Below are 26,667 nucleotides of genomic sequence, written 5' to 3'. Positions count from 1 at the left end.
TCTTCATTCGCCGGGGGGGTGTGCCGGCCGGGGAGCGTCGATCACTCCCGCAGTTCGCAGCGCCGCCAGGACGGCATCGCGGTTGCCTTCGCGGGTCGGCCATCCGGATACGCTCTGCAGCAGCTGGCCGTCGCGGAAGACGTGGAACTGCGGGTAGCTGTCCAAGGCGATCATTGGCCAGCGCACGGTCGAAGCAGCGACCATCAGTGCCGCCTCGGGATTGTCCTGGTTCCAGCTTCGCAGTGCGTCGATCATGGCGAGCTCCTCTGGTGCCGCGAGCCACAAGGCGTGCTCGCGGAAGATGGGGCCGAGCTCGGGATCCATCGGGATGGCCTTTGAAGCAGCCCGGCTGAATCCGCAGCCGGGGCTCGCGACGACAATGATCCTCAGTGGCGCCAGTTCCACGGCCTCGTGCAGCAGTGCATGTTCCGATGTGGAGACGTCCAGGGCGCTGGGAACACCGTTTGCAACGGCGCCGGGTTCAATCACCGGCGGAAGCGGGCGCAGGCCGGCCGCGACATGCCGACTGGAGAATTCGCGGGAGTCTTGCAGCCGGCCGGCCCTGATCAGCATGTCGTTCATGGCCCTGATTTCGCTCCGGGTGGCCAGCCCGCGCCGCTCCATCTCGTCAAGCGCATCGGTCATGGCGTCCAGGTGGGCATCGGACCGGCTGTGCCATGCGGTTGCCCGGGCTGCCCGGTACAGCAGGCGGAGTTCATGGCTGCCGGCAGCAGCGACCTGTGCTTTCCGGCCGTCTTCCGGGAACAGCGAAGCGTAGTGGGCACCCGCAAGCGCCGGGTCCTCGGCTGGCAACGCATCAAGCGCTGTTTGCAGGGCGTCGAACCTTGCCTCGATCCCACCGTCCGACGCCGGATCTGCGGCGCGGGCCGCACGCAGCCTGTCCGCTTCATCCTGCAGCAGCCCGAGCATGGCCGGTGCCCTGAGACCAAACAGGCCCATGACCTCGCGTAGTTCGTCGTGGGTGAGTTCAGTGTCGAGTTCTGCGGTGGAAAACCTGGACAGGCCCCTGTCATTGAACTCGAGCCCGTCAAGGAAGCGGGCGCGCGAGCTCCGGGGCATCACGTCCAGCGGCGACGGGCATCGTGCGGCGAGCCACGCGTCGAGCCTGGCGCGTGACGTGATCGGGGAGGCCGCGCCATCGGCATCCAAGCCGCAGTCGGGAGAGCCCGCGGTGAGAACCGCGGGACAGGTTGCGAGCAAGGCAGAAAGCAGTGCCGACTGGATCAGGTGACTCATGCGCATTCCGTGCCGAAGCGATGCCTCAGGCCGCCGAGATGGAAGTCCTGACGCAGTCGCGCCCGTTGGCCTTCGCTGCGTACAGCGCCTGGTCGGCGACCTGCAGCGCATCCTCGATGTCGTCCACGGTACCCGGCACCACGGTGTGCACGCCGACGCTGCCTGACACGCGCACGTCGGGACCGTGCTGGGACTCGCAAGGCGCCGAGGAAATCGCGCGGCGTACCTCTTCGGCCACCGCGACCGCGGCACGCAGGTCGGTGTCCGGCAGAACGATCACGAACTCCTCGCCGCCAAAGCGCGCGAGCAGCGCGTCGTAGGGCCGCAGCGCACGCCCGATGCGCTGCGCCGACGAGCGCAGCACGTCGTCGCCCACCAGGTGGCCATGCTCGTCGTTGATCGACTTGAACAGATCCAGGTCGACCATCAGCAGCGACAGAGGGCGCCGGTCCTGGTTGCAGGACACCAGCAGGTGTTCGAAGGCGTCGTGGAAATACGAGCGGTTGTACAGGCCGGTGAGGCCATCGCGGCGGCTGGACTCGCGCAGCCGTGAATGGGCTTCTTCCAGCTTGTCGAGCGTGCTGCGCAGTTCTCGCGTACGCTGCGCGACCTTGCGTTCGAGCTGGATGTTGGCCTCGCTGACGATGCGCTCGTTTTCGGTGCGCAGCGAAGCGTAGCGATAGCTCAGCGCGATCGACAGGAACAGCATCTCCAGCGCGGAACCGATCTGCACGCCGTACTCGGTGTAGAACGTCTTCGGGATCACGCCGAAGGCGACCAGGGTGTAGATCGCGGTCCCGGCCAGGAACATCGACCACGACAGCAGGAAGAGCTTCGCCGGTGCGTACTTCTTGCGCACCGCGGCCACGCTGACCACGGTGATCCACACGATGCTCGCCAGCACGGCCAGCGACACCACCGGCGTGATCAACCGGTACGGCACGAAGACAGCGGCGATGCCGAAGGCGACGAAGGCTGCGATCGCGACGATGCTCACCCGGTTGCCGGCCGGCCAGCGTTCGCCCAGGCCCAGGAACACGCGCGCGAACTGGTGCATGCCGATCAGCGCCAGGCTGATCGACAGCGGCACGGATTTGTCGGCGAGCCAGATGTTGTCGGGCCACAGGTATTCGAAGCCCAGCCCGTTGAGGCAGAACAGCACCAGGCCGAAGGCGCTGATGTGGAACAGGTACCAGAAATAGCTGGCGTCGCGCAGCACCAGCCACAGCACCAGGTTGTAGAAGAACAGCGCCAGCAGGATGCCGTAGTACAGGCCAATGGCGAACTGCGCGTCGCGGGAGAGTTCGGTGAAGGCGCCGGGCGTGTACAGCACCAGCGGCACCTGCATCGAACTCTGGCTCTGCACGCGGAACAGGATGTCGACCGGCTGGTCGACCGGCAGGTCGAGCAGGAAGTTGGGGTGGCGATAGCGGATCGCGCGGTCGCCGAAGGGCAGGGTGTCGCCGCCGACCTGGTGGTCGATGCGGCCGTCGGGGTAGCGCAGGTAGATGTCGATGTGGTCGCTGAGCGGATAGGTCTGCACCAGCAGCCAGCGCGGTTCGGCCGGGTTGCGGTTCACGACCTTCGCATGCACCCAGAAGGCGCCGGACTGGAAGCCGAAGGCGGGGTTGCCGCCAGGCAGGGGCGCGAAGCCGCCGGCTTCAAGCTGGCGCCAGGCGTCGTCCACGCTTTGCGTGGCCTCGAGGTCGTGGTGGTAGGTGACGTGCGGCGACAGTGCCAACTCGCCCATCTCGGGCGAGAGTTCGATGACGGCGGCCGCGGCCGGCAGCGCCAGCAGCACCGCGAGCGCAGCGGTCATCCAAGCCATCCAGGGCCTTGCGACGTTCATCCTGACGTCCCCTCAGACGCGTCCATGGCTTCCCCGGCCGACATCACTCGACCCGATCATATGCCTGTCGGCAACTCAGGGATACACGGGAGCCGGCGGCATAATGGGCCATCCGCCGCCCTGGAGTCCCGATGAAAACCATCCGTCGCCCGCTGGCCGTGCTGCTGCTGGTCGCCCTGTCCGGGGTCGCCGGCGCCGCGCAGTGGCAGGGCCGGGTGTTCGAGGACCGCGATGGCGACGGCCTGGCCGGCCCCGGTGAACCCGGGCTCCCGGGCGTCGTGGTCTCGGATGGCCGCAGCATCGCATTGACCGATGACAGCGGGCACTACCGCCTCGAGGCGCGTGCCGATGCGCCGGTGTTCTTGGTGAAGCCCGCCGGCTGGCGGCTAGGCGTGCGCGAGGACGGCCTGCGGGCGGCCTGGCACGGGGCGCGATCGCAGGGCGGTGGGCGCCGTGGGGATTTCGCGCTGCAGCGCGAGGCCGCGCCCGGCGACCGCACGCTGTCGGTCCTGGTGCTCGCCGACCCGCAGGTGAAGTCACAGGCCGACATCGACTACTACGCCCGCGACATCGTTGCCCCGCTGCTCGCCAAGGGTGGCAGCGACGCCGACCTCGGGATCAGCCTGGGCGACATCGTTGACGACGTGGTCGACCTGTACCCGCAAATCAACGCCGTCACCGCGCGCCTGGGCGTGCCCTGGCTGCATGTGCCGGGCAACCACGACATCGATCCCGATGCAGCGGCCGACGCCACTTCGCTGTCGGCGTTCCGGGACAGCTACGGTCCCGACACCTTTGCCTGGGAGGAAGGCGCGGCCACCTTCCTCGTACTGGACGATGTGGTGCAGCTGCCGGGACAGCGACCGGCGTATGTCGGCGGCCTGCGCGAGGACCAGTTCGACTTCCTCGAGGCCTGGCTGCCGACCGTGCCGAAGGACCGGCTGCTGGTGCTCGGGGTGCATGTGCCGCTGTTCGACACCGCGGCGAAGGGCCGCGCGGAGACCTTCCGCAGCGCCGACCGCGAGCGCCTGTTCGCACTGCTGCAGGACTTCCCGAAGCTGCTCGTGCTGAGCGGCCACCGCCACACGCAGCGCCACCATCGCCATGGTCCGGCCGACGGCTGGCACGGCGCGAAGCCCCTGCACGAGTTCAACGTCGGCGCCGCCAGCGGCGCGTTCTGGTCCGGTGCGCCCGATGCCGAGGGCATTCCGGACGCGACGATGGCCGACGGCACGCCCAACGGCCACGCCCTGCTCGAGATCGGTGGCGATGGCAGCTATCGACTTGCGTGGCATCCCGCGCGCCTGCCGGCCGACGATCCCGCGCGCACGCAGGCCATGCACCTACACACGCCGCGCGTGCTGCGGCGCGGCGCTTATCCGGCGTGGGCGGTGTACGCCAACGTCTACATGGGCGAGGCGGACACGCGCGTCGAGTACCGGGTGGGCGAGGGCGAATGGAGGCCGATGCTGCGCGTGGAGCGGCCGGATCCCTGGCTCATGGCCGAGAACGCGCGCGACGATGCGGCCGAGGCATTGCGTGGCTACGACCGGTCGCCGGAGGCCGAGCCGTCGGTACATCTGTGGCGCGGGGCATTGCCGACGGACCTGGATGCGGGCGAGCACCCGGTCGAGGTCCGTGTCTTCGACCGCTGGCACGGTGAGCAGCGCGCCATGACCAGCTACCGGTTGGCGGAGTGGCCGGATACACCCTGAGTTGGCCCCGCCCTTGTGGGAGCGGCCATGGCCGCGATGGAACTCGAGCCCGGGTGGGTCGCCGGCGGCGGGTTCGGGGGCGTACAGGCTTGCAGACGTGCAGTGCAGGCGTGCAGGGCGGCGGGCTGGTGGGTACTCCGTGGGCTGTCCCGCTTGCAGCGGGCCTTTATGCCCACTGCGTACCCACCAGCCCGCCTGGCAACGCCTTCCCGCAGGCCGTTGGAACAGCAGGAGCGCGGCGCGCTTTGCCCTGCCGCAGCTTTTGCTGCGATTCGCTGCTAGGGAGTGATCTGGCCAAAGTCCTCCACGCGCGCGTGGCCGTTGCATGCATCGCCGGTGCGCGGCTGCGGATAGTCTTCCAGCCGGTCCACCAGCACGGTGCGCAGGCCGGCGTCGCGGGCGGCGTCGAGTTCGGCGACCACGTCGGAGAGGAACAGGATCGAACCCGCTTCACGGCCGAGTTCCGTCGCGATGCGCGCATAGCTCGCGGCCTCGCGCTTGCCGCCCACTTCGGTGTCGAAGAAGGCCTCGAACAGGGGCAGCAGGTCGCCGGCGTCGGAATGCCCGAAGAACATCTTCTGCGCAGGCACCGAGCCCGAGGAATACACCGCCAGCCGGTGCCCGGCGTCGTGCCAGCGGCGCAGGCCTTCGACGGCGTCGGGGTACACGTGCGCGGTGAAGTCCGCGCGCCGATACCCTTCCGTCCACATCAGCCCCTGCAGCGCCTTCAGCGCCGTGTGCTTGCGGTCCTCGTCGATCCATCCCTGCAGCACTTCGACGATCACCGCGTCGTCGCACACCGCTCCGTGTTCGGTCGCGACCTGGTCCAGCCAGCGCCGCACCTCGGGCTCCCGGCCGTGTTCGCGCACGAACCGCGGCAGTTCGCGCCGCGCATAGGGAAACAGCACCTCGCGCACGAACGAGATGCTGCCGGCGGTGCCTTCGATATCGGTCAGGATGGTGGTTTTCATAAAAGCCTTCTTGCCACGGATTTACGCGGATGGACGCGGATCAAGAGCCAGGATCAACGGGCGAAGAGCAAGAGCTTTTAAAGCTCTTCCGCCTTTCAGCGCACGCCCTTCTCGTAGCGCGGGAACTTCCGGGCGATGTCGGTACCGGTGAAGTGGCCGACCCAGCCGTCGGGCTGCTGGAAGAAGCGGATGGCGATGAACTCGGGCTCGGGGCCCATGTCGAACCAGTGCGTGGTGCCGTCGGGCACGGCGATCAGGTCGTCCTTGACGCACTCGATCTCGTAGACGCGATCGCCGACGTGCAGGGTGAACAGGCCGGAGCCGGCGACGAAGAAGCGGACTTCGTCTTCCTTGTGGAAGTGTTCGTCGAGGAATGTCGCGCGCATCTGGTCGCGCTTCGGGTTGTCCGGGGCGATGTTGACCACATCGACCGCGGTGAAGCCGCGCTCGGCGCTGATGCGGTCGATGTCTTCGCGGTAGGCGGCCAGGACCTCGTCCTGCGACGCGCCGGCGGCGATGGGCCGGCTGGCCTGCCAGCGTTCGAAGGTGACGCCGATCATTTCCAGTTCGCGGGCGATGGCGTCGCCGTCGCTGGTGTCGAGCAGGGCGGTGTCGGGCGCGTCGTCGGCGAAGATGCGCAGGCGGCTCATGGCGGACCTCCAGTGGGATGGCGAAGCAGCGTAGCAGCCGTCGCGGGGCGTGTGGTTTCGCCTGCGGAACGCTGTGCGTCCGCCGGCGCGGGCTCAGTGGCCGGCGGTCAGCCGGCGCAGCTCCAGCTCGCAGTCGAGCAGGAATTCGAAGGCATCCAGGTGGCGGCGGGCTTCACCCATGTCGCGACCCCAGGCATACAGGCCGTGGCCGTCGATCAGGTAGCCCCACATCGGGCCGCGGTCGAGCAGCGCGTCCACCTGAGCGGCCAGCGTCGGCATGTCCTGCGAGTTGGGCAGCACCGGCACGTCGATGGCGGTCTCGTGCGTGGCGTTGCCGCGGAAGGCCTTCAGCAGCTCGTAGCCTTCCAGGCGCACGTGGCCGCTGCCCGCGAACAGCCGCGACGCGATCGTCTGCGCGCGCGAATGCGTATGCAGTACGCAGCCGACATCGGGGAAGCGCGAATAGAGCTGCGTGTGCAGCAGGGTCTCCGCGGATGGCCGGTGGTCGCTGCCGACGGCGCGGCCGTCGAAATCGACGACCATGATGTCGTCCTCACGCAGCTTGCCCTTGTCGCGCCCTGACACCGTGATCGCCGCATGGCGATCATCAAGCCGATGCGAGAAGTTGCTGCTGGTCGCCGGCGTCCAGCCCAGGGCGGCCAGCTCGCGCACGTTGACGATGATCTCCCCGGCCAGCTCGCGCAGGCGGTGCATATCGTAGGGAGGGGCGTTGTCCATGGGCCAAGTCTACCGCCTGCCGGGGCGCACGAGCAGGGGCCCCGGGCGAGCATCCGCCCGGCAGGCGATGCCCGATCACCGGCCCTCGGGATTACGATATCGTTGCCACCTGGCCCCCTGCAGCAAGGATAGCCGCATGCCCCGGACCATCGATCCCGTCAAGCTCAAGGCCGCCGCCGAGCGTCTTGAGTGGGTGCTGCGGCAGTACCCTGACTGCGAGGACGTGCAAGACCTCCTGCATGCACTTGAGCCGCTCCTTGGCGCCGCGACTGGCATGGATCTGTCGTCGCCTTTGGATCGATGGGAGATTCCCGGCACATACAACCTTGCTGACGGTCTCTACACGCCCTGCAAGGCGCCCGATGTGCACGACGCCTATGTGGCTTTTTCCATCGAACTCCGGGGTGGCCTGACGGAGGAGGAAGGAATGTTGCACGAGCGCATCGAAGAGATGCAGAAATCGTGACGCAGACCATCGCTCCGATCCGATTAAGGGCCGCCGCCGAGCATCTTGAATGGGTGCTGTTGCAGTACCCGGACAGTGCGGACGTGCAGGGTTTGCTGCGCGCCCTTGGGCCACTGATCGAAGATGCCAAAGCTGGTCTCATCAAGGAACCCATCGATAGTGGCCGGGTGCCGGGTACCTACGCCAATGCCGACGGAGTCTATATCCCGTACAGAAATCCTAGTGTCGAAGATGCGTACGCGAAGTTCAAAGTAGAGCTCGGTGGCGGATTGACCGAGCAGGACAAGAAGCAACACGCTGAAATGGAGGCGTTCAGGCAGGCTCTGCTGGAGACCCGGTTGTGAGCGGCTATCGCCTCGGCAATGGTGCAATAGCGGCACGGGGATGGCATTCCAGCATTCCGGGGGCGTCGTTCACGGCGTGCACTTTGTGATTCGGGCCATCGATCCGTCGACCTCAAGGCTGCCGCCGAGCATCCGGAGTGGGTGCTGCAGCATTACCCGAACAGCGAGTTCGCGACACAGATGGCGCATGGCCTTTAGGAGGCCAGCGTAAGAACAGGCGACTTCGCTTTGAACGTGTCATCTTTTTGGAGGAAATTCGTATGACTCAGACCATTGACCCCGTCAAGCTTAAGCTCGCAGCGGTGCGTCTTAGATGGGTGCTGTTGCAGTATCCGGAAAGTGATGATGTGCGGATGCTCCTTGAAGCACTCACACCATTGATCGAAGACGCCGAAGCCGGAAGAGTCCGACAAATCGTAGACAGCAAGGACGTGCCCGGCGCTTACAATTTTGCCGACGGAATGTACATTCCGTATGAAGATCCGAGTGTTGACGAGGCTTACACAAGCTTTAGGACCGAGCTGAAGGGCGGATTGACAGAGCAGGACAAGCGCATTATCGCTCGTATTGCTGCGATGCAAGCCTCCATCAATGGATCCAGCAGTCATGGCTGATCCCGGCTTGACTTCTGATGTGATCAGGAAGAATCACGCTACTCAGGTGGTGGAGGCGGAAACATTTTCGACCAACGGGGTCACTGAGAATCAAGCGCGTGATTTTCTCGAAACTCCTGCCGGTGAGCGATACCTTGAGCAAGTAACCCGTGCGCAGCCGACCTTGCGGCCCGACCTGCTGGAAGCGCGCGCGATAGGCCAGCTGCGCTCGGGTCGCGAACTCCCGCGCATGGAAGCGATCGACGAGCCGCTGGTGAAGATCGTCCCGCGCGGTGACTCCGTATCGCCTCATTCTCCTTTTTTCGCCAGGCAATCGGCCTTCGAAGACGCCATCGCGCGTGGCCACAACCTGTCCGAACACTTCGCGCTTCCCGTGCGGAGCGAGGCACAGGTCTACGATATCCACCAGATCCGGCCGAACGGCCCCACCGAAGTCTTCGTCAATACGGTTGCGCCGTCGTCCGAGCTCGGGGGCCGCGTGACCAAGCCGGGCGGGGCCGAGCAGTACCTGGTCCCCAACCGCGGCCTCTACAGCGACGCCGTCCGGATCGGCAGCATCGGCAATGACCTCTCGCTGCACCAGGACCTGGTCGCGGGCCGGGGGCTCGGCGCACCGATTGCCGCGATCGCCGAGGGCGCGCCCGACCGCGGCCGCGTTCCGCGCTTGGGCGGCGCCGGCCGCGCCCTGGGCATCGCTGGCCTTGCCCTGGAAGCGTACGACGGTGCGCAGACCTATCGGACCGTCGGCCGGTTGCGCGGCGAGGGCAACGAGACGGCGGCCGAATCCGAGCTGATCCATTTCGGCAGCCGCAGCATCGGCGGCCTGGGTGGCGCGGCCGTCGGCGCCGGCGCCGGTGGGCTGGCCACGTCCTGGTCGGGCCCGGGCGTGCTGGTGGGCGGCGGCGTGGGCGGCGTGATCGGCGTGTTCGGGGGCGAGAAGTTCGCCGAATGGACCGACAACCGGCGGATCTACAACCAGGAGGACGGCCACGGCAACCGCTGGCGGTTCGACCCGGAGCAGCCGGATCACCGATGGATGCGCGACGCCCGCATCGACGCCAGCGACGACGGCATCGACAACGCCCGGCGCGGTGGCCTGCGCGCTTCGCCCGCGCTGGCGAACGAGCTGGACTACAAGGCCACGTCGACGTCGGCGGAGCTGGTTATCGGCGGCCCACCGGCGCAGCGCGACCCCTTCACCCAGCCGTCGGGCGAGGGCGACACGCGAAGCAGCCGTCCCTCCAGCTGGCAGCACGACCCCGATGGCGGACAGTGGACCCGCCGGGTGTACGGGCCCTTCGTCGAGCGCGGCATGACACCATCGCACCTGGAAACGGCCTCGCCCGAACGCGCCGCCCAGCTCGACCTTGCCGCGGCGCAGGTCGTGGTCGAGAACGCCGGCAACAGCCGGGCGTCCATTGCCGCGCGCTACGAGGACGCGTACATCCGCAACGGCTGGGCACGGTTCGGCCCGATGCCCGACGCGGTGGGCAACGCGCGCACCGACATCGACATCCTGGTGGCCTCCGACAACGACCGCTACGCGCGGCAGCCCGACGGGCGCTGGGTCAGCGAGGGCGTGTTCTTCGATTCCACGGCCGACGGTCGATTGCAGGCTGAGCTCGAGGCTTCGCGCGCCGTGCTGGCGGAGCGCCTGCCCTCGCCGCGCGAGATCACGGTGCCTCCGCCGATGACCGACGAGGACCGGTTGCGCGATACGGTTGCCGGGGCCTACCTCAACGCCGGCGTCGAGGCGTCGCCGGAGCGCATCGCGGCCGCGGCCACGGCGGTACGTGCCACCCTGGCGGCCAACGGACTCGACCCGAACACCACGGCGCTGGCGATCGGACCCGACGCCGAGGGGCGGTACGGACCCGACAGCCGGATCGACAGCATGCGGCTGGAAGACGACGGTCGCACCTACCGGATCGCCGCCACCACCAGCGGCGACCAGATCCGGGCGGCGGAGCACATCCCGCCCAGCGGCGACCCCGTGGTCGACCGCTGGATCGACGCACTGCAGGATGGCGACTACGACATGGCCAGGAGCGTGCAGCAGGCCTTCACCCGTTCGCCTGAGGGCCAGCGCCTGTGGGCCGACGCCGTCGCCGAGCCGCGCGCCGGAACCATCCAACAGACCGATGACGAGCCCGCGCGCCAGGTGGAGCAGGCCGTCGAAGTCCAGCAGCGGCAGGAACAGCAGGTGCGCGGGATGGCGATGTGAGCACGGGAACCGCAATGACCGAGACCGCCACCGTCCGCCGACTGATGGTCGCCATCCAGCGGATGGAGGACACCGTCCAGGCGCAGGCACAGCACGCGCGGCAGGCGGCGGAACTGCCGCAGCAGGCCGCGGCGGCGACCGTCGCGCTCGACGACGCCCGGCGACACGAAGAAGTCCTGCTCAGGCAGGGCATGGCGGCGATGTTCGCCGACCTGCAGGAGAAAACCGAGGCCGCGCAACGCCGGTCGATGGTCCGGACCTGGCAGGTGCTCGCCGCCCTGGGCGCGGTGTTCGTGGTGCTCTACCTGGGCATGCTGTTGCTGCTCAAGCACGAGTACACGCGCCTGCAGGATGCCCAGGCCCGGGCCGACGCGGCCGAAGTCTCGGCCGAGGTGCGGCGCGCCTGGCAGCATGTCGAAGCCACGTCCTGCGGTGGCCGGCCCTGCATCCGGCTGGATGGCGACACCCCCACCTGGAAGAGCAGGGGACGGGAATACGTGTTGGTGGACGGCAGCGGGACGTAGCGCGCGCTCCATTCCCGGCAGCGGTCGACGCAGGCGGCGTTGGCTTTTACGCCGCCGTGGGCCGGCGGCGGGCGAAGCCGCGGTAGGCGGCGAGGGCGAGCAGGGCGATGACCACGGCGCCGACCACGGTCTCCACCGGGGTTGAATAGACCAGCAGGCCGCAGGCAAGCAGGGCGCCCATGCCGAGCAGGCGGTCGCTCTTGCTGGCCGGGCGTTCGCGCGTGCCAAGCAGCAGGCTCAGGCCGGCGGCGATGTAGGCCATCACCACCAGGGTGACCACCATGTCGATGATGGTCGTGAATTGGCCCGAGACCGTCGGTGCCTGGGTGATGATCGCGATCCCCGTCATCGACAGCGCGATGATGAATAGCCCGCTTCCCGCCGCGCCGTTGGGCCGAAGGCGGCCGAAGATCCCGGGCAGGAAGCCGCGCTGCGCGGCACGCGCGCCGGATTCACCGGTGACCAGCATCCACCCGCCAAGCGTGCCGGTGGCCTTGAGCGCGGCCGCGGCCGCGATGATCGGGATCGCCCAGGGGCCGAACATCTTTCCTGCCACGAGGGCGAAGGGCGCGCTGGATTCCGCCATCTCCGCCGCGGGCACGATGCCCATCATCAGCACCGACGACACCAGGTAGACCACGCCCGCGATCAGGATGCCGCCCAGGGTGGCGATCGGCACGTTGCGGTTCGGCTCGCGCACCACGCCGGCCACCATCGCGCCGGTCTCGAGGCCCACGAACGCCCAGAACACCGGCGCCAAAGTGCCGAACACCACGGCCACGTCCGACTGTTCTGTGACGTTCCACGACGCGCGGTAGATGTCGGAGTCGAAGCTGCCCCAGCCTCCGGCCAGCACCGCGGCGACCGGCAGCAGGCCGAACACCACGCAGAACGACTGGAAGCGCGCGATCGAGCGCGGCCCCATCAGGTTGAGCGCGAACATCAGCCAGATCAGCGCGACCTGTCCGCCCAGGCGCACCAGCCCGCCGTCGTCGATTGGCAGCAGGATGACCAGATAGCCGAAGGCGGCGACCGCGATCGCGTTGTTGCCCATCCACGACGAGATCCAGTACAGCGTCGTGGCGAGGAAGCCCATGTCGCGGCCCAGCGACGGCCGCACATAGTCGTCCGGACAATTGAGGTCCGGGTACTGCCGGACCAGGCGCGCGAACGCGCCACCCAGCGCGACCGCCAGGATCGTGCCCAGCAGCCAGGAGAACGCGGTCACTCCGCCCGACTCCGCCAGCGACGCCGGCAGCAGGAAGAACCCCGAACCGATCATGTTGTTGGCCACCACGAAGGTCGCCAGGACCGGCCCGATCTTCGCGGCCGCTGCTGCCTTGGACATCGCTGTGTTCCCCTGTCAGGCGGTCTTGCGCAGCTTGCTGTTGCGATAGCCGTAGGCGAAGTAGATCACCTGGCCGAGGAGGGTCCAGGCCACGAATATCTTCCAGTGCTCCATGAACGACTGCATGAACAGGAACAGGCAGGAGATCACGCCGAGCGGGCAGATCAGCCAGAAGAACGGCACCCGGAACGGACGCGCAAGGTCGGGGCGCGTGTAGCGCAGCACGAGCACGCCCAGGCACACGGTGGCGAATGCGATCAGCGTGCCCATCGACACCAGTTCGCCAAGCACGCTCAGCGGCATGAAGCCGGCAAGCAGGCATGCGGCGGCGCCGACCACGATCGTGCCCACGTACGGCGTGCGGTGCTTCTGGTGCACCTTGCCGAACATCTTCGGCATCAGGCCGTCGCGCGCCATCGAATAGAAGATGCGGGGCTGTGCCATCAGCATCACCAGGATCACCGACGACAGACCGGCGATCGCGCCGATCTCGACGGCCGTCTTCAGCCAGCCCAGATTGGCGCCGGGGTTGGCAAGCATGGCCAGCTCGATCGCCGTGGCCACCGGCTTGGCGGTGTCGAGCTGGGCGTAGGGGGCAATGCCGACCAGCACCGCGCACACCGCGATATAGACCAGCGTGCACGCCACCAGCGAGCCGAGGATGCCGATGGGCATGTCGCGCTGCGGGTTCTTGGCTTCGCCGGCGGCGGTGGAGACGGCGTCGAAGCCGATGTAGGCGAAGAACACGATCGTCGCGGCGCGGAACACGCCCTCCATGCCGAAGCGGCCGGGACCTTCGTTTTCAGGGATGAACGGGGTGAAGTTCGCCGGGTCGATGTACTGGATGCCGAAGCCCAGGAAGGCCGCGATCACGGCGACCTTGATCGCCACCACGATGCCGTTGACGAAGGCCGACTGGGTGATGCCGACGTAGCACAGGCCGCTGACCGCTGCCACGATCGCGATTGCCGGCAGGTTGATGATGCCCGCGGTCCTGACGAACCCGCTGCCGTCCCACGTGATCGGTGCCGAAGCCAGCTCGGCCGGGAATGGCAGGCCGAGCGTGCCGGTGAGGAAGCTCACGAGATAGCCGGACCAGCCGACCGCGACCGTGCTCGATGCGAACAGGTACTCCAGCACCAGGCACCAGCCGATGAACCAGGCGACGTACTCGCCCAGGGTGGCGTACGAATAGGAATAGGCGCTGCCCGAGACCGGCATCATCGCCGCGAACTCGGCGTAGCACAGGCCTGCGAACGCGCAGGCCAGGCCGGCAAGCACGAAGCTGAGCATGATTGCCGGGCCGGCGTGGACGGCCGCGGCCTGGCCGGTCAGCACGAAGATGCCGGCGCCGATCACGGCACCCACGCCCAGCAGCACCAGGTGGCGTGCGGTCAGCGTTCGCTTGAGGGTGGCTTCGCCCTGCAGGCTGCCTTCAACGGGCTCGCCGGCGTCGACGTGTGGCGCCGGCTCGACCGGCTTGACCCTCATGAGCGATCTCAACATCCGCGGCTTCTCCCCTCGATGGTTGTTGCCGCGGCACGACATCCCCTGAAGCCGTGCCGCGATGGATGGCGCAGGGCGCCACGGCTGCCGTACCTTGCCAAAGCGCTTGCGCGCACACAAGCGGCAGTGCAGCGCGACTCGCGGCGATAATGGGCGTCCATTCCCGAACGCGCCGCGCATGCGGCAATGCAGCATGACGCAGGCAGCACCCACACCGCTCGAATCCGCATTCATCGCCCACGCACTCGCGTGGCCCGGCGAGGCAGAAGAGTCACGGCTGTTCATCGCGCTGCTGCACGATGCGATCAATCCCTTCGTGCGAGACCGGCTGGACGGCCACTTCACCGCGTCGTCGTGGCTGGTCAGCGCTGACGGCCGCCGTGCGCTGCTCACCCACCACCGCAAGCTCGACCGCTGGCTGCAGCCCGGCGGCCACGCCGACGGCGACATCGACCTGGCGCGCGTGGCGCTGCGCGAGGCGAGCGAGGAGAGCGGGCTCGGCGGCCTGCACGTCGAGGGCGGGATCTTCGACCTCGACCGCCACTGGATCCCGGAGCGCAAGGACGTGCCGGGGCACTGGCACCACGACGTGCGCTACGTGGTGCGCGCCGGTGCCGACGAAGCGTTCGTGGTCGGCGAGGAATCGCACGACCTCGCCTGGCTGGCCGTCGAAGCGATCGCCGCCGACGAGGCGATGGATCCCTCCTTGCGCCGCATGGCGCGCAAGTGGCTTGCACGCACCCAGCCCGTGTAGGAGCAGCTACAGCTGCGATGCCCCGCCTCCTGTGGGAGCGGCTATAGCCGCGATACACGCTGGCAGGGACATCGCGGCTATAGCCGCTCCCACAAAATCCAGTACCAACAGAATCCAGTACTAGTAGAGGATGCGGGTGCGCAGCGTGTCCGGCACCTCGGCCAGCTGCGCGCGCAGCGCCCGCGCCTGCTCCGGCGTGGCACCGACGTCGATCACCACGTAGCCGACGTTCGCATCGGTGCGAAGGAACTGGCCGTCGATGTTGAGCCCCGCCTGCGAGAACACTTCGTTGATCCGCGACAGCACGCCCGGCACGTTGCGGTGGATGTGCAGGATGCGCTGGCTGCCCTCGTGGCCCGGCAGCGCGACCTCGGGGAAGTTGACCGCCGACAGCGTGCCGCCGTTGTCGCTGTAGCGCACCAGCTTGGCCGCGACCTCGAGGCCGATATTGTCCTGCGCTTCCAGCGTGCTGCCGCCGACGTGCGGGGTGAGGATCACGTTGTCGAAGCGGGTCAGTGGCGACGCGAAGGCTTCGTCGTTGCCCTTCGGTTCGACCGGGAACACATCGACCGCGGCGCCGCCGACGTGGCCACTCTCCAGGGCCGCGGCCAGCGCGTCGATGTCGACCACGGTGCCGCGGGAGGCATTGACCAGGTGCGCGCCGGGCTTCATCGCGGCGAGTTCCGCCGCGCCGATCATCATCTGCGTGGCCGTGGTTTCCGGCACGTGCAGCGTGACCACGTCCGCGCGCGCGAGCAGGTCGTCGAGCCCGCTGGCCGCACGCGCATTGCCGAGCGACAGCTTGGCCTCGATGTCGTGGAACAGCACCCGCATGCCCAGACCCTCGGCCAGCAGCCCGACCTGGGTACCGATGTGGCCGTAGCCCACGATGCCGAGCGTCTTGCCGCGCACCTCGTGGCTGCCCGTGGCCGACTTCAGCCAGCCGCCGCGCAGGCAGGCGGCGTGGCGCGCCGGCACGCCGCGCATCAGCATGATGACCTCGGCCAGCACCAGCTCGGCCACGCTGCGGGTGTTGGAGTAGGGCGCGTTGAACACCGGCACGCCGGCGCGCGCCGCGGCCTCCAGGTCGACCTGGTTGGTGCCGATGCAGAAGCAGCCCACCGCCATCAGGCGGCGCGCCTCGGCGAACACCTCGGCGCTCAGCTGCGTGCGCGAGCGGATGCCGATGATGTGCGCCTCGCGGACCCGTTCGAGCAGGACATCCCCGGTCAGCGAGCCGGCGTGGTTCTCGATGCTGGAATAGCCGGCGTCATGGAACACGGCGACCGCGCTCGGGCTCACGCCTTCAAGCAACAGCACGCGGATGTCCTTGCGGGGGTAGGAGGTCGTCTTCATCGTCGGCAGGCGGTGGGGTAGGCCCGCAGTGTGCCAGCGCGCGTGCGATGTTGCACTGCAGCGCTGGACGCTGGCCGGCGCCGCTGGCAGGCTGCAGCCTCCACCCTGGCGACCACGCGATGAGCGACCCGAGACTCGAATCCCTGTGCCGCGCGGCCCCCGGCCTGCGCCTGGCCACTGCGCCCGACGAGCTGCTGCACTACGGCCGCGACTGGACGCGCCGCTGGACGCCTGCACCGCTGGCCGTCGCGCTGCCCGCCAGCATCGACGAGGTGCGGGCGGTGCTGCGCTGGGCGAGCGCCGAAGGCGTGGCGGTGGTGCCGTCCGGTGGCCGCACCGGACTGTCGGGCGGCGCCGTCGCCGCGAACGGCGAGCTCGTGCTGAGCCTGGAGCGCATGCGCCGCGTGCTCGCCTTCGATCCCGTCGATCGCACGCTCACCGTCGAGGCCGGCGCGCCGCTGGAAGCCGTGCAGGGCGCCGCACGCGGCCACGGCCTGCAATACCCGGTCGACTTCGCCGCGCGCGGCTCCTGCACCATCGGCGGCAACATCGCCACCAACGCCGGCGGCATCCGCGTACTGCGCTACGGCAACACCCGCGAATGGGTCGCCGGCCTGAAGCTCGTCACCGCCACCGGCGAACTGCTCGACCTCAACCGCGGCCTGGTCAAGAACTCCAGCGGCTACGACCTGCGCCACCTCGCCATCGCATCCGAAGGCACGCTGGGCGTGGTTGTCGAAGCCACGCTGAAGCTGGCGCCGCCGCCACCGCCCATCGCGACGCTTCTGCTCGCGCTGCCATCGTTCGACGTCCTGATGCAGGTGTTCCAAGCGCTGCGCGAGCGCCTCGCGCTGGAAGCCTTCGAGTTCTTCACCGATGTCGCCCTGCGCCACGTGCTCGCGCACGGGGCGCAGGCGCCGTTCGAGCACGCGCATCCCTACTACGTGGTCGTGGACGCCGCGGCCGATGGTCCCGACGACGCGCGCCTGCTCGATGCGTTCGAACATTGCGCAGGCCAGGGCTGGGTCGAGGACGGCGTGGTCGCCCAGTCCCAGGCGCAGGCGGCGCAGCTGTGGCGCCTGCGCGAAGGCATCACCGAGGCGCTCGCGCCGCATCTGCCGTACAAGAACGACGTCGCCGTGCGGGTCTCCACGATGCCGGCGTTCCTTGCCGACGCGCAGGCGCTGCTGGCCGCGGAATACCCCGGATTCGAGGTGGTCTGGTTCGGGCACATCGGCGACGGCAACCTGCACATCAACGTGCTGAAGCCGGCGGACCTCGCGCAGGACACATTCGTCGCGCGCTGCGGCGATGTCACCGCGCACCTGGCGGGGCTGGTTCAGCGCCACGCTGGCACCATCTCCGCCGAGCACGGGATCGGCCTGGTCAAGAAGGCCTACCTCGACTCCACGCGCAGCGCGGCCGAGATCGCGGTGATGCGTGCGGTCCGCGCGGCGCTCGACCCCGCCGGTATCCTCAACCCCGGAAAGCTTTTCGATCCCCCATCTGGTAGCCACACATGATCCGTATCGCCTTCGGCTGCGCCCTCGCGCTCGCCACCGCCATCGCCGCTCCCGTCCACGCCTCCAGCTTCGCCGGCACCAGCGCCGGTGCGGGCTCGGCGTCCAGCGGGGCGTCGTCAGGTTCGACGTCAGGCAACGACAAAGTCGTGCTCAACGCGCGCGAGGACGCCGCGGGCTTCGTCGCCAGCGACGGCCACATCCGCGGCGCGCGGCTCGAGGCCGCCCTGCGTCATCTGCGCGAACAGTCCGTCGAGGCGCGCGACGCCAGCGACATCGAGCTCGCGCGGGCGATCCTGGCGCGTTGATCTGGTCGTGGTACGGCGGGGTGTTCAGGTACTCCGCACGCTGGGCAGCTGCGCTGCTCATTATGCGTGCTGCGTACCCGACCACCCCGCCGCCCTCGCCATTCCCGCGCCTCTGAAACCAAGCACACGGGAGACTCTGATTCACGACATCCTCCCGACGCGGATGGAGCAGCCCCGGTGAAGACGCGCCGCATTCGCAGGCTTTGCGGAAGCGCGATCATGCTGACGGTCGCGCTGGCGTTGGCGCCTGCGCCAGTGGCGGCGATGGCGACGGCGCTGCGGGTCGAGGTCGCGGATGCGCTGCCCGAAGCCGAAGCCGCCGCAACCCGCGCGCTGATCGACGACACGCTGGCCCGACTGCCGCCGCGCTGGCGGGCGCAGGAGGTGTCGCTGCGGCTGTCCTGGCGGGACGACCTCCCGGTCGATGTGCATGGGCGCATCCGCGGAGACCGGATTGCGCTGTCCAGGGAGCTGCTGGAAGGGATGCTCGGTGCGGCCGAAACCACCGCAGTCGCGACCACGCGTGCCGCAGCCGAGGCGGGCGCTGCAGTCGGGCAGGGCACCGACACGCCATCCCGACCGGAACGTGCCGCGGTCGCCGCGCTGCTTCACGAGCTCGCCCATCACTGGGATCGCACCCACGGCCTGTCGCGCGATCCCCGGCTGCTCGATCTCGCCGGCTGGCAGGTGCGGCCGCTGTGGCCTGGAAGGAACCGCGACAACGCCTTCAGCTCACGCAGTCCGGATGCGTACGAACTGCATTCGCCGGCCGAGTTCGTGGCGGTGAACCTCGAGCACTTCCTGCTTGATCCCGGCTACGCCTGCCGGCGGCCGGCGCTGCACGCGTATTTCGAGGCGCACTTCGCTTGGGCGCCGGGCGCATCGGACTGCGCGGCCACGCTGCCCTACGTCGATGCCGGGGTGCTGGCCGACGCCGATGCGTCGCCGCTGCTCGAGGTCGATCCGGCACGCGTGTTCGCGGTCGACTACCTGCTGGCGGGCGATGGCGAAGCGGTGATGAGTCGCTGGGGCCATTCGATGCTGCGCCTGGTGATCTGTGCGCCGGGTCGAACGCCGGGCCCGGAGTGCCGCCTCGATCTCGACCATCACCGCGTGCTGTCCTTCCGCGCCTTTGTAGAGGACCTGCAGCTGTCGAGTTGGCACGGGCTGACCGGCGGGTATCCATCGCGGCTGTTCGTGCTGCCGCTGCAGCAGGTGGTGGACGAGTACGCACGCGTGGAGCTGCGTCCGCTGGACTCGATCCCGCTGCGGCTGTCGGCGGGCGAGATCCGGGCGCTGCTGGAGCGGGCCGCGCGGGTGCACTGGAGCTATGACGGCCGCTATCGCTTCATCGGCAACAACTGCGCGGTCGAAACCTGGAAGCTGCTGCATGACGGCGTGCCGCGCGCCGCGGACGCGGGGCTTGCGAGCATCACGCCGAAGGGCCTGCTGCGGCGGCTGCGTCGCGCGGGGCTGGTGGATGATGCGCAGGTGCCGGCCGACGCGGGCGAAGCGCTCCGGCTGGGCTACCGCTTCGAACCCTGGAGCACGTACTACCAGTCGCTGTACGACACCGCGCGCGAAGGCCTGGCGCTCGAGCCGGCGGATGTCGAGGATTGGCTGCGCATGGCGCCGCTGGAGCGCGCGCCCTGGCTGCAGCGCGCCGACATGCGCGCGTCCGCGGCCTTGCTGCTGCTTGAAGAAGCCGCTCTGCGCCGCGAGGAGCAGCACGCGCGCGATGCACTCAAGCGCCTGGCGTTTCGCGCCGTTGGCGACGGCAGCACCGGCAGTGAACGCGGCGAAGCCGGTCTGGCTGCCGATGCCCATCCCGGTGCCGATGCTGATGTCGATGGCGTCACGGACGGCGCGCTGCTGCCGTTGCTCGCCGAGGCGCTGCGCGAAGGCGGCGTGCTGGCGAGTCCTTCAAGCCTGCTGTCGCTGCCGGGCTACGGACTGCCGCAGGCCGCGGAGCGCGAGCAGGCGCGTTCCGGAGCCACTGGGCGCGCCACTCGCCTGCGCGCGCTGGACGCACGGCTTCGCGCGGCTGCACGCGACTGGCTGCCGCCTGCGAACAGGGCGTCTCTGGAACAGGCCGAAGCCAATATCGCCGCCCTCGGCGCCCGCCTGCGCGCGCTGCACGAAGCCCAAGGCGGTCTGCTTCTGTAGGAGCCGCTATAGCGGCGATCGGCAGCCCCGAACAGTGGCGGCAGGTCGAATCGCCGCTATAGCGGCTCCCACAGGGCGGCAGGTCGAATCGCCGCTATAGCAGCTCCCACAAAAGAACAGTCGCTCGGGCCGTCAGTCCGCGCGTCCGGAGAATTCGCCGCTGGTGGTGTTCACCAGCACGCGCTCGCCGTTGGCGATGTATTCCGGCACCTGGATCTCGAGGCCGGTCGACAGGCGCGCCGGCTTCGGGCGCTTGGTCGCCGTGCCGCCTTTCAGCTCCGGCGGCGTCTCCACCACCTCCAGCGCCACCGTCTGCGGCAGCTGCACCGCGATCGGCATGTCGTCGATGATCTGCACGAAGCATCCGCCCAGGCCATCGCTGATGTAACCGGCGTCGTCACCGACCACGTCGGCGTCGAGGGTGTAGGGCGTGTAGTCCTCGTCGTCCATGAACACGAAGGCCTCGCCATCCTTGTACGAGAAGCTCGCCTGGCGGCGCAGCAGCTCGACTTCCTTCAGCTCGTCGTCGCCGTCGAACGAGGCGTCGGTCTTGTTGCCGCCCGGCACGCTGTACATGGTGAAGCGGAAGCGCACGTTGCCGCCGCGGCCCTGCGGCGAGCTGCGCTCGATGTCGCGCACCTGGTACACGGTGCCGTTGTGCTCGACCACGTTGCCCTTCTTGACGTCGTAAGCCTTCATCGTTGTTCCTTACTTGGGGGCCAGGCGCACGGCGCCGTCCAGGCGGATGGTTTCGCCGTTGATGTAGCGGTTGCCGGCGATGTATGCGACCACGTCGGCGAATTCCTCCGGGCGGCCCAGGCGCGACGGGAAGGGGATGGAGGCCGACAGCGACTGCTGCACGTCGTCCGGCATGCCATCGACCATGGGCGTCCAGAAGATCCCCGGGGCGATGGTGTTCACGCGGATGCCGAAGCGGGCGAGCTCGCGCGCCATCGGCAGCGTCATGCCGACCACGCCGCCCTTGGACGCCGAATACGCCGCCTGGCCGATTTGCCCTTCGTAGGCCGCCACCGACGCGGTGTTGACGATCAGCCCGCGCTCGCCGTCCTCGCCCGCTTCGTTGTCCTGCATCAGCGCGGCGCCGGCCTTGGCAACGTTGAAGCTGCCGACCAGGTTCACCATCACCGTCGACTGGAAGCGCGCCAGCGGCATCGCGCCCTCGCGGCCGAGCACGCGCCCGGCGCCGAGGATGCCGGCGCAGTTGACCACCATGTTCAGGCCGCCGAGGAAGTCCTTCGCCGCCGCCATGTTGGCCGCTACGGCGTCCTCGCTGGTGACGTCGGTGGCGAAATAGCGCGCGTTGGCATGGCCGAGCGCGGCGACGGCGGCCGCGCCCTTGTCGTCATTGACGTCGAACAGGGCGACACGGCCGCCATCGGCGACGATGCGGGTGGCGACGGCGAGTCCGAGTCCGGAGACGCCGCCGGTGACGAGGGCGCGGATCTGCTGAGGCTGCATGAAAGCACCTGATGCGGGAAAGGCAGCATTTTAAGCGATCATGCCGCCCTTCCGGAACCTCGGTACTGGCTGCTCAGCCCTCCGCTGGCGCGGTGACTGCAATGAACTCCGGGTCGGTGAAGAGCCTCTGCAGCAGCTTCTGCACTGTGGTCGCGTAGTTGTCGAAGGCGGCCGGGATCGCGATCGCTCCCATGAACGACGACTCCCACTCATGCTCGACCTGCAGGGTGCGGTCGAGGACCACCCCTCCGTCGCGTTCGACCCGGAAATGGGCGCCAATCGACGCACGGCCGGTCTTGGCGCCAGAGCCGAGCGTGTTGTCGGTCAAGACGCCGGTGACGTGGATCCCCGATGCGTCGTCGTGTCGGCCCGCCGCCTTCAACTCGGTGATCAGAGCGTCGCGCAAGTAGCCGGCATAGGTGCCGTCGCGGCCCGGCTCCAATCGCGAACCGCGGACGCCGAGCGAAGTGTTCTCGACGCCCTCGGCGGCGGTGAAGTGGCCGACATGGATCGTGCTTCCGGCGGAGGCCAGCAGCGCTTGGCTGGTGTCCACCGACGGCTGGTAGGTCGGTGCCGGCATCGACACGCAAGCGGTGAGCGAGGCCGCGACTAGCGCGGCCAGGATGATGCGGACGAAGCTCATGTTCACGGCGCGCCGAAGGCGTTGTCGTCGCCAAGCTGCTTCAAGGCGTTGAGTACCATCTGGCTGACGATGGTCTCGACGGCCTGCTGCGCTGGCACCGGCTGCAGTCCCTCGGGACCGCCATGGTTGCCGATCGTAGTGTGCAGGGCGTGCTCGACCGTGGTCTCCGTGGTCACGCCGCCGCTGGTGTAGCTGGCGGTGCAGAGGTAGCCGTCGGTGACCATGCTCCCAGCCAGCCCCAGGGTCAGCCCGGTTCCCACGCCCTTCGCGGCTGCGTTCTCGGTTACCGGCACGTTGTCGATGACGATCTTCAACTGCGAGTCGGCAGCCTTGGCGCCGCCGTCGACGATGTCGCTGAAGAGCCCCGACTTTCGCACGGCTTCCAGAGCGATCAACCTGGTTTCCTGCGTGGCGCGGGCGTTGGCATTGCCCTTGGTGCGGAACTCGAACAGCACGTTGGCTGACTGCGGATCGGTCGGCGTGGTGAAGTCCTCGCTGCCCACCACGGGCAGGGTCGGGTCGACGTACATGCGGGCGCTGAGGCAGCCCGAGAGCGAAATGCAGACGACAAGCGCGGCTGCCACCGCGCGGAGACCGCGCAGGCCATTTGGAACGAGCATTTGATTTCCCCTGTGTTGACGGACCGTCGGTCCAGCCACGCGGTCGATCCGCGGGCGGGAGTATGTAACGGCATGTCACGCATAAAGTAAACGGACCGTCGGCGATTGCCGCTGCCGCTTGCTCCCGAATGGCCGATCCTCAACCAGAGCTTGGGGTTTCGCCCCGCTTGAGCCGGCGCGCCAGTTCGTCAGGCGCCAGCCCGGGCGCGAACAGGAAGCCCTGGCCCACCGGCACCTCGAGCTCCAGCAGGAAGCGCCGCTGCTCTTCGGTCTCGATGCCTTCCGCCACCAGGCCCAGGCCAAGGCTGCGCGCGATGCCCGCCACCGCCTGGCAGACCGCGACGTCGGACTCGTTCCGGGGCACGCCGGCTACGAACAGCTGGCTGAGCTTCAGCCCCTGGATCGGCAGCCGGCGCAGGTAGTTGAGCGCGCTGTAGCCCTCGCCGAAGTCGTCGATGGTCAGGGTCACGCCGAGCGCGCGCAGCGCCGCGAAGTTGCCCAGGGTCTCCGGCGCATCCTCGATCAGCACCCGCTCGGTGAACTCCAGTTCAAGCGCGGAGCCGGGCAGGTCGAACTCCTGCAACAGGCCGCGGACCGACGCCGTCAGGTCGCTGCCCAGCAGCTGCCGGTAGGACACGTTCACCGCCACCCGCACGATGCCCAGGCCGTGGTCGCGCCACGCGGCGGCCTGGCGGCAGGCTTCGCGCAGCACCCAGTCGCCGATGCGCACGATGTCGCCGGTGCCCTCGGCCTGGGCGATGAAATGGTCCGGTCGCATCTCGCCCAGGCGCTCGTTGTTCCAGCGGATCAGGGCCTCGGCGCCAAGGATGCGGCCGCTCGCGAGGTCCACCTGCGGCTGGTACACGAGGTGGAACTCGCCGTTGTCGGCGGCATGCCGCAGCTGGGTCTCGAACTGCAGCCGCTCGCGCTGCGACTGCGCCAGCGCCGGCGTATAGGCCAGGCGGCCGTTCCGCGTGCGCCGCTTGCTTTCGTACATGGCGGCGTCGGCGTGCTGGATCAGCGTCTGCGTGTCGGAGCCGTCCTGCGGCGAGCGCGCGATGCCGATGCTTGCGGTCACCACGAACTCGTCCGTGTCGAAGCCGAAGCCCACCGCAAAGGCCTCCAGGATCGCGTCGGCAAGCCGCTCCGGCCGTGCGGCATCGTCGCCACACAGACAGGCCACCAGGAACTCGTCGCCACCGAAGCGCGCGATCAGCCCCTGGTCGCCCACCGATGCGCGCAGGCGGTCGGCCGCGGCCGAGAGCAGGCTGTCGCCGGCGGCGTGGCCGAGCACGTCGTTGACCAGCTTGAAGCGGTCCAGGTCGATGTACAGCACCGCCACCTGCGCGTCCTGCGCGGCGTCGAGCCGGCTGGCGATCTCGTCGAGCATGGCGTCGCGGTTGAGCAGGCCGGTGAGCGGGTCGCTGCGCGCCAGCACGCGCAGGCTCTGCTCGCCGCGCTTGCTCACGGTGATGTCCTGCAGGGTGCCGGTGATGCGCGCGGTGCCGGCCACGCCGGTGCCGCTCTCGCCGATCACGCGGACCCAGAACGGCCGGCCGTCGCCGCGCACGCCCTGAAGGTCGAGCTCGAATCCGGTGCCTCCCGAGACCACGTCCAGCGCCTGGCGCAGGCGCACCCGGTCGGCGGGCAGCAGGTAGTCGGCCACGCCGTCCATCGATGCCGGCGGCTGCGTGCCGGAGAGGATCCGCACGGCTTCGTCGGTGAGGTAGAGCTTGCCGCTCGCGCGGTCCCACTCCCAGCCGCCGATGCTGGCCAGCAGCTGCACGCGGTCGAACAGGGCGCTGTCGCGCTTGAGCTCGGTGACGTCGGACAGCAGCGACAGCACCTGCTCCGGACGGTCGGCCCCGGCCGCGTAGTGGGGGATCGAGGTCACCGACAGCCACAGCAGCTGCCTGCGGGCGCGGTGGTACAGCCCGACCAGGGTGCTGCCGACCTGATGGCCTTCTCGCAGTGCCCGCATGGCCGGGAAAGCGGACATCGGCATCTCGCTGCCATCCGCGTGCAGCAGCATCCAGTGTTCGAACAGCCCGCCGCCGTGCGGCGAAGGTTCGCCCTGGTGGGCGCCGATCATCCGCAGCGCGGCGGTGTTGGCATGCACCAGCGAACCGTCCGAATCCTGGATAAGGATGCCCTTGTCGATCACCTCGAGCAGGTCGCGGTAGCGGGCCTCGGCCTCGCGTCGACGACTCAGGTCGCGGGCCACGGCCACCACGCAGCGTTGACCCTCGTGCTCGAACCCGGCCGAGTGCACTTCCACCGGGAAGCGCGTGCCATCGACGCGCATGTTGCTGACCTCGATGACATAAGTCTCGCCGCGGTCCACCGCTTCGAGCACCGGCGCCATGTGGTCGCCCGGCAGGTCGGGATTGAGCACGTGGATCGGCTGGCCGACGATCTCGCTTCGCGGTCGGCGGTAGGCCACCACACCGGCCTTGTTGAGATCGAGCACGGTGCCGTCGGCGGAGATCACGCTCACCGGATCGGGCACGGCGTGGAACAGGGCCTGGTAGCGCAGCTCCGCGTGCTGCACGTCGGCGCTCGCCGCGCGCAGGGCGTCGGCGGCCTGTTGGAGCAGGGCGCGGATCGATGCGGACAGCGCGGGGTCGTGGCCGGCGCTATCCAGCGCCGCCAGAATCCGCCCGCTGTCGCCATCGCTTGACGGAAGCAGCGGTGGATCCGACGGCAGCGGCCTGCTCACCCCGCGGTCCGCGCCCGGGTGACCTTGCTGCCCGTTTCGCGCCCGAGGATGCCGGCCAGCCACGTGCCGGTTTCGACCAGGGCGTCGAGGTCGACGCCGGTCTCCACGCCCAGGCCGTGCAGCATGTAGACCAGGTCCTCGGTGGCGAGGTTGCCGCTCGCGCCGCGGGCATAGGGGCAGCCGCCGGTGCCGGAGACCGCGGCATCGACCACCGCCACGCCTTCGCCCAGGCAGGCCAGCACATTGGCCAGCGCCTGGCCGTAGGTGTCGTGGAAATGCACCGCCAGCGCCGGCATCGGCACCTCGGCGGCCACGGCCAGCAGCATCGCGCGCGCCTTGGCGGGCGTGCCCACGCCGATGGTGTCGCCGAGCGAGATCTCGTAGCAGCCCATCGCATGCAGCGCGCGCGCCACGCGCACCACGTCGGCCAGCGGCACCTCGCCCTGGTAGGGGCAGCCGAGCACGGTGGAGACGTAGCCACGCACCCGCACGCCATCGGCCTGCGCGCGCTCGAGCACCGGCGCGAAACGCTCCAGCGACTCGTCGATGCCGGCATTGGTGTTGCGGCGGTTGAAGGTTTCCGAGGCCGCGGTGAACACGGCAACCTCGTCGGCGCCGGCGGCGCGGGCGCGTTCGTAGCCCTGCAGGTTGGGCACCAGCACCGGATAGCGCACGTCGGCGCGGCGCGTGATGCCGGCGTAGACCTCGGCAGCATCGGCCAGCTGCGGCACCCACTTGGGGCTGACGAAGCTGGTGGCTTCCACGGTCTGCAGCCCGGTCGCGGACAGCCGGTCGATCAGTTCGATCTTGGCGGCCGTGGGCACGAGGGTGGATTCGTTCTGGAGTCCGTCGCGCGGACCGACCTCGACGATGCGCACCTGCCCGGGAAGCGTCAC

The 26,667-nt window shown here is 68.9% G+C and carries 24 protein-coding genes; 10 read left to right on the top strand and 14 right to left on the bottom strand.

Translation table 11 applies throughout. From position 1 onward, the window contains the following. Positions 1–3: 3 nt before the first annotated feature. Complete coding sequence (locus ACW5F0_RS10470; protein WP_456965976.1) at positions 4–1,257, bottom strand: hypothetical protein; 1,254 nt, start codon at positions 1,255–1,257, stop codon at positions 4–6. 25 nt (positions 1,258–1,282) lie between these two features. Next, positions 1,283–3,076 carry a sensor domain-containing diguanylate cyclase gene (locus ACW5F0_RS10465; RefSeq protein ID WP_456965977.1) on the bottom strand — a complete coding sequence of 598 codons (1,794 nt, stop codon included), beginning with the start codon at positions 3,074–3,076 and terminating at the stop codon, positions 1,283–1,285. Between the two features lie 161 nt (positions 3,077–3,237). Here ACW5F0_RS10465 and ACW5F0_RS10460 point away from each other — a divergent pair, with 161 nt between their 5' ends. Further along, positions 3,238–4,821: a calcineurin-like phosphoesterase C-terminal domain-containing protein gene (locus ACW5F0_RS10460; protein WP_456965978.1), complete on the top strand. Its 1,584-nt coding sequence runs from the start codon at positions 3,238–3,240 to the stop codon at positions 4,819–4,821. A 278-nt stretch (positions 4,822–5,099) separates the two neighbouring features. Here the strand turns inward: ACW5F0_RS10460 and mtnC are convergent, their stop codons facing one another. From mtnC to ACW5F0_RS10445, 3 genes are all read right to left on the bottom strand, one after another. Continuing rightward, positions 5,100–5,792 (bottom strand): acireductone synthase, encoded by a 693-nt coding sequence (mtnC, locus tag ACW5F0_RS10455; RefSeq protein WP_456999694.1) that lies wholly within the window; start codon positions 5,790–5,792, stop codon positions 5,100–5,102. Between the two features lie 95 nt (positions 5,793–5,887). Further along, the gene (locus ACW5F0_RS10450; protein ID WP_456999693.1) at positions 5,888–6,442 is read right to left on the bottom strand and encodes a 1,2-dihydroxy-3-keto-5-methylthiopentene dioxygenase; all 555 of its coding nucleotides are present in this window, start codon (positions 6,440–6,442) and stop codon (positions 5,888–5,890) included. 93 nt (positions 6,443–6,535) lie between these two features. After that, positions 6,536–7,180 (bottom strand): methylthioribulose 1-phosphate dehydratase, encoded by a 645-nt coding sequence (locus ACW5F0_RS10445; protein WP_456999692.1) that lies wholly within the window; start codon positions 7,178–7,180, stop codon positions 6,536–6,538. A 136-nt stretch (positions 7,181–7,316) separates the two neighbouring features. On the opposite strand from ACW5F0_RS10445, the gene ACW5F0_RS10440 reads away from it, so the two are divergent. The 5 genes from ACW5F0_RS10440 (at position 7,317) to ACW5F0_RS10420 (ending at position 11,352) form a co-directional block, all read left to right on the top strand. Then, positions 7,317–7,646 carry a hypothetical protein gene (locus tag ACW5F0_RS10440; RefSeq protein WP_456965982.1) on the top strand — a complete coding sequence of 110 codons (330 nt, stop codon included), beginning with the start codon at positions 7,317–7,319 and terminating at the stop codon, positions 7,644–7,646. Beyond that, on the top strand, positions 7,643–7,990 hold the full coding sequence (locus ACW5F0_RS10435) for a hypothetical protein (protein WP_456965983.1): 348 nt from the start codon (positions 7,643–7,645) through the stop codon (positions 7,988–7,990). The genes ACW5F0_RS10440 and ACW5F0_RS10435 overlap by 4 nt, the downstream gene beginning before the upstream one ends. A 260-nt stretch (positions 7,991–8,250) precedes the next feature. Beyond that, complete coding sequence (locus tag ACW5F0_RS10430) at positions 8,251–8,604, top strand: hypothetical protein (RefSeq protein ID WP_456965984.1); 354 nt, start codon at positions 8,251–8,253, stop codon at positions 8,602–8,604. A gap of 163 nt (positions 8,605–8,767) precedes the next feature. Then, complete coding sequence (locus ACW5F0_RS10425) at positions 8,768–10,828, top strand: hypothetical protein (protein ID WP_456999691.1); 2,061 nt, start codon at positions 8,768–8,770, stop codon at positions 10,826–10,828. Positions 10,829–10,842: 14 nt separating this feature from the next. Continuing rightward, a complete protein-coding gene (locus ACW5F0_RS10420; RefSeq protein WP_456965986.1) occupies positions 10,843–11,352 on the top strand; it encodes a hypothetical protein in 510 nt (169 codons plus the stop codon). Between the two features lie 46 nt (positions 11,353–11,398). Here the strand turns inward: ACW5F0_RS10420 and ACW5F0_RS10415 are convergent, their stop codons facing one another. After that, entirely contained in the window at positions 11,399–12,700 is a 1,302-nt protein-coding gene (locus tag ACW5F0_RS10415; RefSeq protein WP_456999690.1) for an amino acid permease, read from the bottom strand. 15 nt (positions 12,701–12,715) lie between these two features. Beyond that, complete coding sequence (locus ACW5F0_RS10410) at positions 12,716–14,206, bottom strand: amino acid permease (RefSeq protein ID WP_456965988.1); 1,491 nt, start codon at positions 14,204–14,206, stop codon at positions 12,716–12,718. Between the two features lie 193 nt (positions 14,207–14,399). On the opposite strand from ACW5F0_RS10410, the gene ACW5F0_RS10405 reads away from it, so the two are divergent. Continuing rightward, the gene (locus tag ACW5F0_RS10405; RefSeq protein ID WP_456965989.1) at positions 14,400–14,960 is read left to right on the top strand and encodes an NUDIX hydrolase; all 561 of its coding nucleotides are present in this window, start codon (positions 14,400–14,402) and stop codon (positions 14,958–14,960) included. A gap of 120 nt (positions 14,961–15,080) precedes the next feature. Here ACW5F0_RS10405 and serA read toward each other — a convergent pair whose 3' ends face one another. Then, the gene (gene serA / locus ACW5F0_RS10400; protein ID WP_456999689.1) at positions 15,081–16,316 is read right to left on the bottom strand and encodes a phosphoglycerate dehydrogenase; all 1,236 of its coding nucleotides are present in this window, start codon (positions 16,314–16,316) and stop codon (positions 15,081–15,083) included. Between the two features lie 119 nt (positions 16,317–16,435). Between serA and ACW5F0_RS10395 the strand changes: the two genes are divergently transcribed. The 3 genes from ACW5F0_RS10395 to ACW5F0_RS10385 all read left to right on the top strand — a co-directional run bounded on the left by ACW5F0_RS10395 (position 16,436) and on the right by ACW5F0_RS10385 (position 20,310). Further along, positions 16,436–17,839 (top strand): FAD-binding oxidoreductase, encoded by a 1,404-nt coding sequence (locus ACW5F0_RS10395; protein WP_456999688.1) that lies wholly within the window; start codon positions 16,436–16,438, stop codon positions 17,837–17,839. Next, positions 17,836–18,144 (top strand): DUF2388 domain-containing protein, encoded by a 309-nt coding sequence (locus ACW5F0_RS10390; protein ID WP_456965992.1) that lies wholly within the window; start codon positions 17,836–17,838, stop codon positions 18,142–18,144. The genes ACW5F0_RS10395 and ACW5F0_RS10390 overlap by 4 nt, the downstream gene beginning before the upstream one ends. 219 nt (positions 18,145–18,363) lie before the next feature. Then, positions 18,364–20,310: a DUF7844 domain-containing protein gene (locus tag ACW5F0_RS10385; RefSeq protein WP_456999792.1), complete on the top strand. Its 1,947-nt coding sequence runs from the start codon at positions 18,364–18,366 to the stop codon at positions 20,308–20,310. Between the two features lie 132 nt (positions 20,311–20,442). Here the strand turns inward: ACW5F0_RS10385 and yeiP are convergent, their stop codons facing one another. From yeiP to ACW5F0_RS10355, 6 genes are all read right to left on the bottom strand, one after another. After that, a complete protein-coding gene (yeiP, locus tag ACW5F0_RS10380) occupies positions 20,443–21,009 on the bottom strand; it encodes an elongation factor P-like protein YeiP (protein ID WP_456965994.1) in 567 nt (188 codons plus the stop codon). Positions 21,010–21,018: 9 nt separating this feature from the next. Then, positions 21,019–21,789, bottom strand: coding sequence for an SDR family NAD(P)-dependent oxidoreductase (locus ACW5F0_RS10375; RefSeq protein WP_456965995.1), 771 nt, complete (start codon positions 21,787–21,789; stop codon positions 21,019–21,021). A gap of 73 nt (positions 21,790–21,862) precedes the next feature. After that, a complete protein-coding gene (locus tag ACW5F0_RS10370; RefSeq protein WP_456965996.1) occupies positions 21,863–22,432 on the bottom strand; it encodes a hypothetical protein in 570 nt (189 codons plus the stop codon). 2 nt (positions 22,433–22,434) lie between these two features. Further along, positions 22,435–23,052, bottom strand: a complete 618-nt coding sequence (locus tag ACW5F0_RS10365) for a hypothetical protein (RefSeq protein ID WP_456965997.1) — start codon at positions 23,050–23,052, stop codon at positions 22,435–22,437. A 139-nt stretch (positions 23,053–23,191) separates the two neighbouring features. Continuing rightward, entirely contained in the window at positions 23,192–25,771 is a 2,580-nt protein-coding gene (locus tag ACW5F0_RS10360; RefSeq protein ID WP_456999687.1) for a sensor domain-containing protein, read from the bottom strand. Further along, on the bottom strand, positions 25,768–26,667 hold the full coding sequence (locus ACW5F0_RS10355; RefSeq protein WP_456999686.1) for a hydroxymethylglutaryl-CoA lyase: 900 nt from the start codon (positions 26,665–26,667) through the stop codon (positions 25,768–25,770). Before ACW5F0_RS10355 ends, ACW5F0_RS10360 begins: the two co-directional genes overlap by 4 nt.

It is taken from the genome of Luteimonas sp. A534, assembly GCF_054072805.1.
The sequence above is the reverse complement of the archived record's forward strand: the minus strand, read 5'-3'. Positions and strand labels throughout refer to the sequence as shown.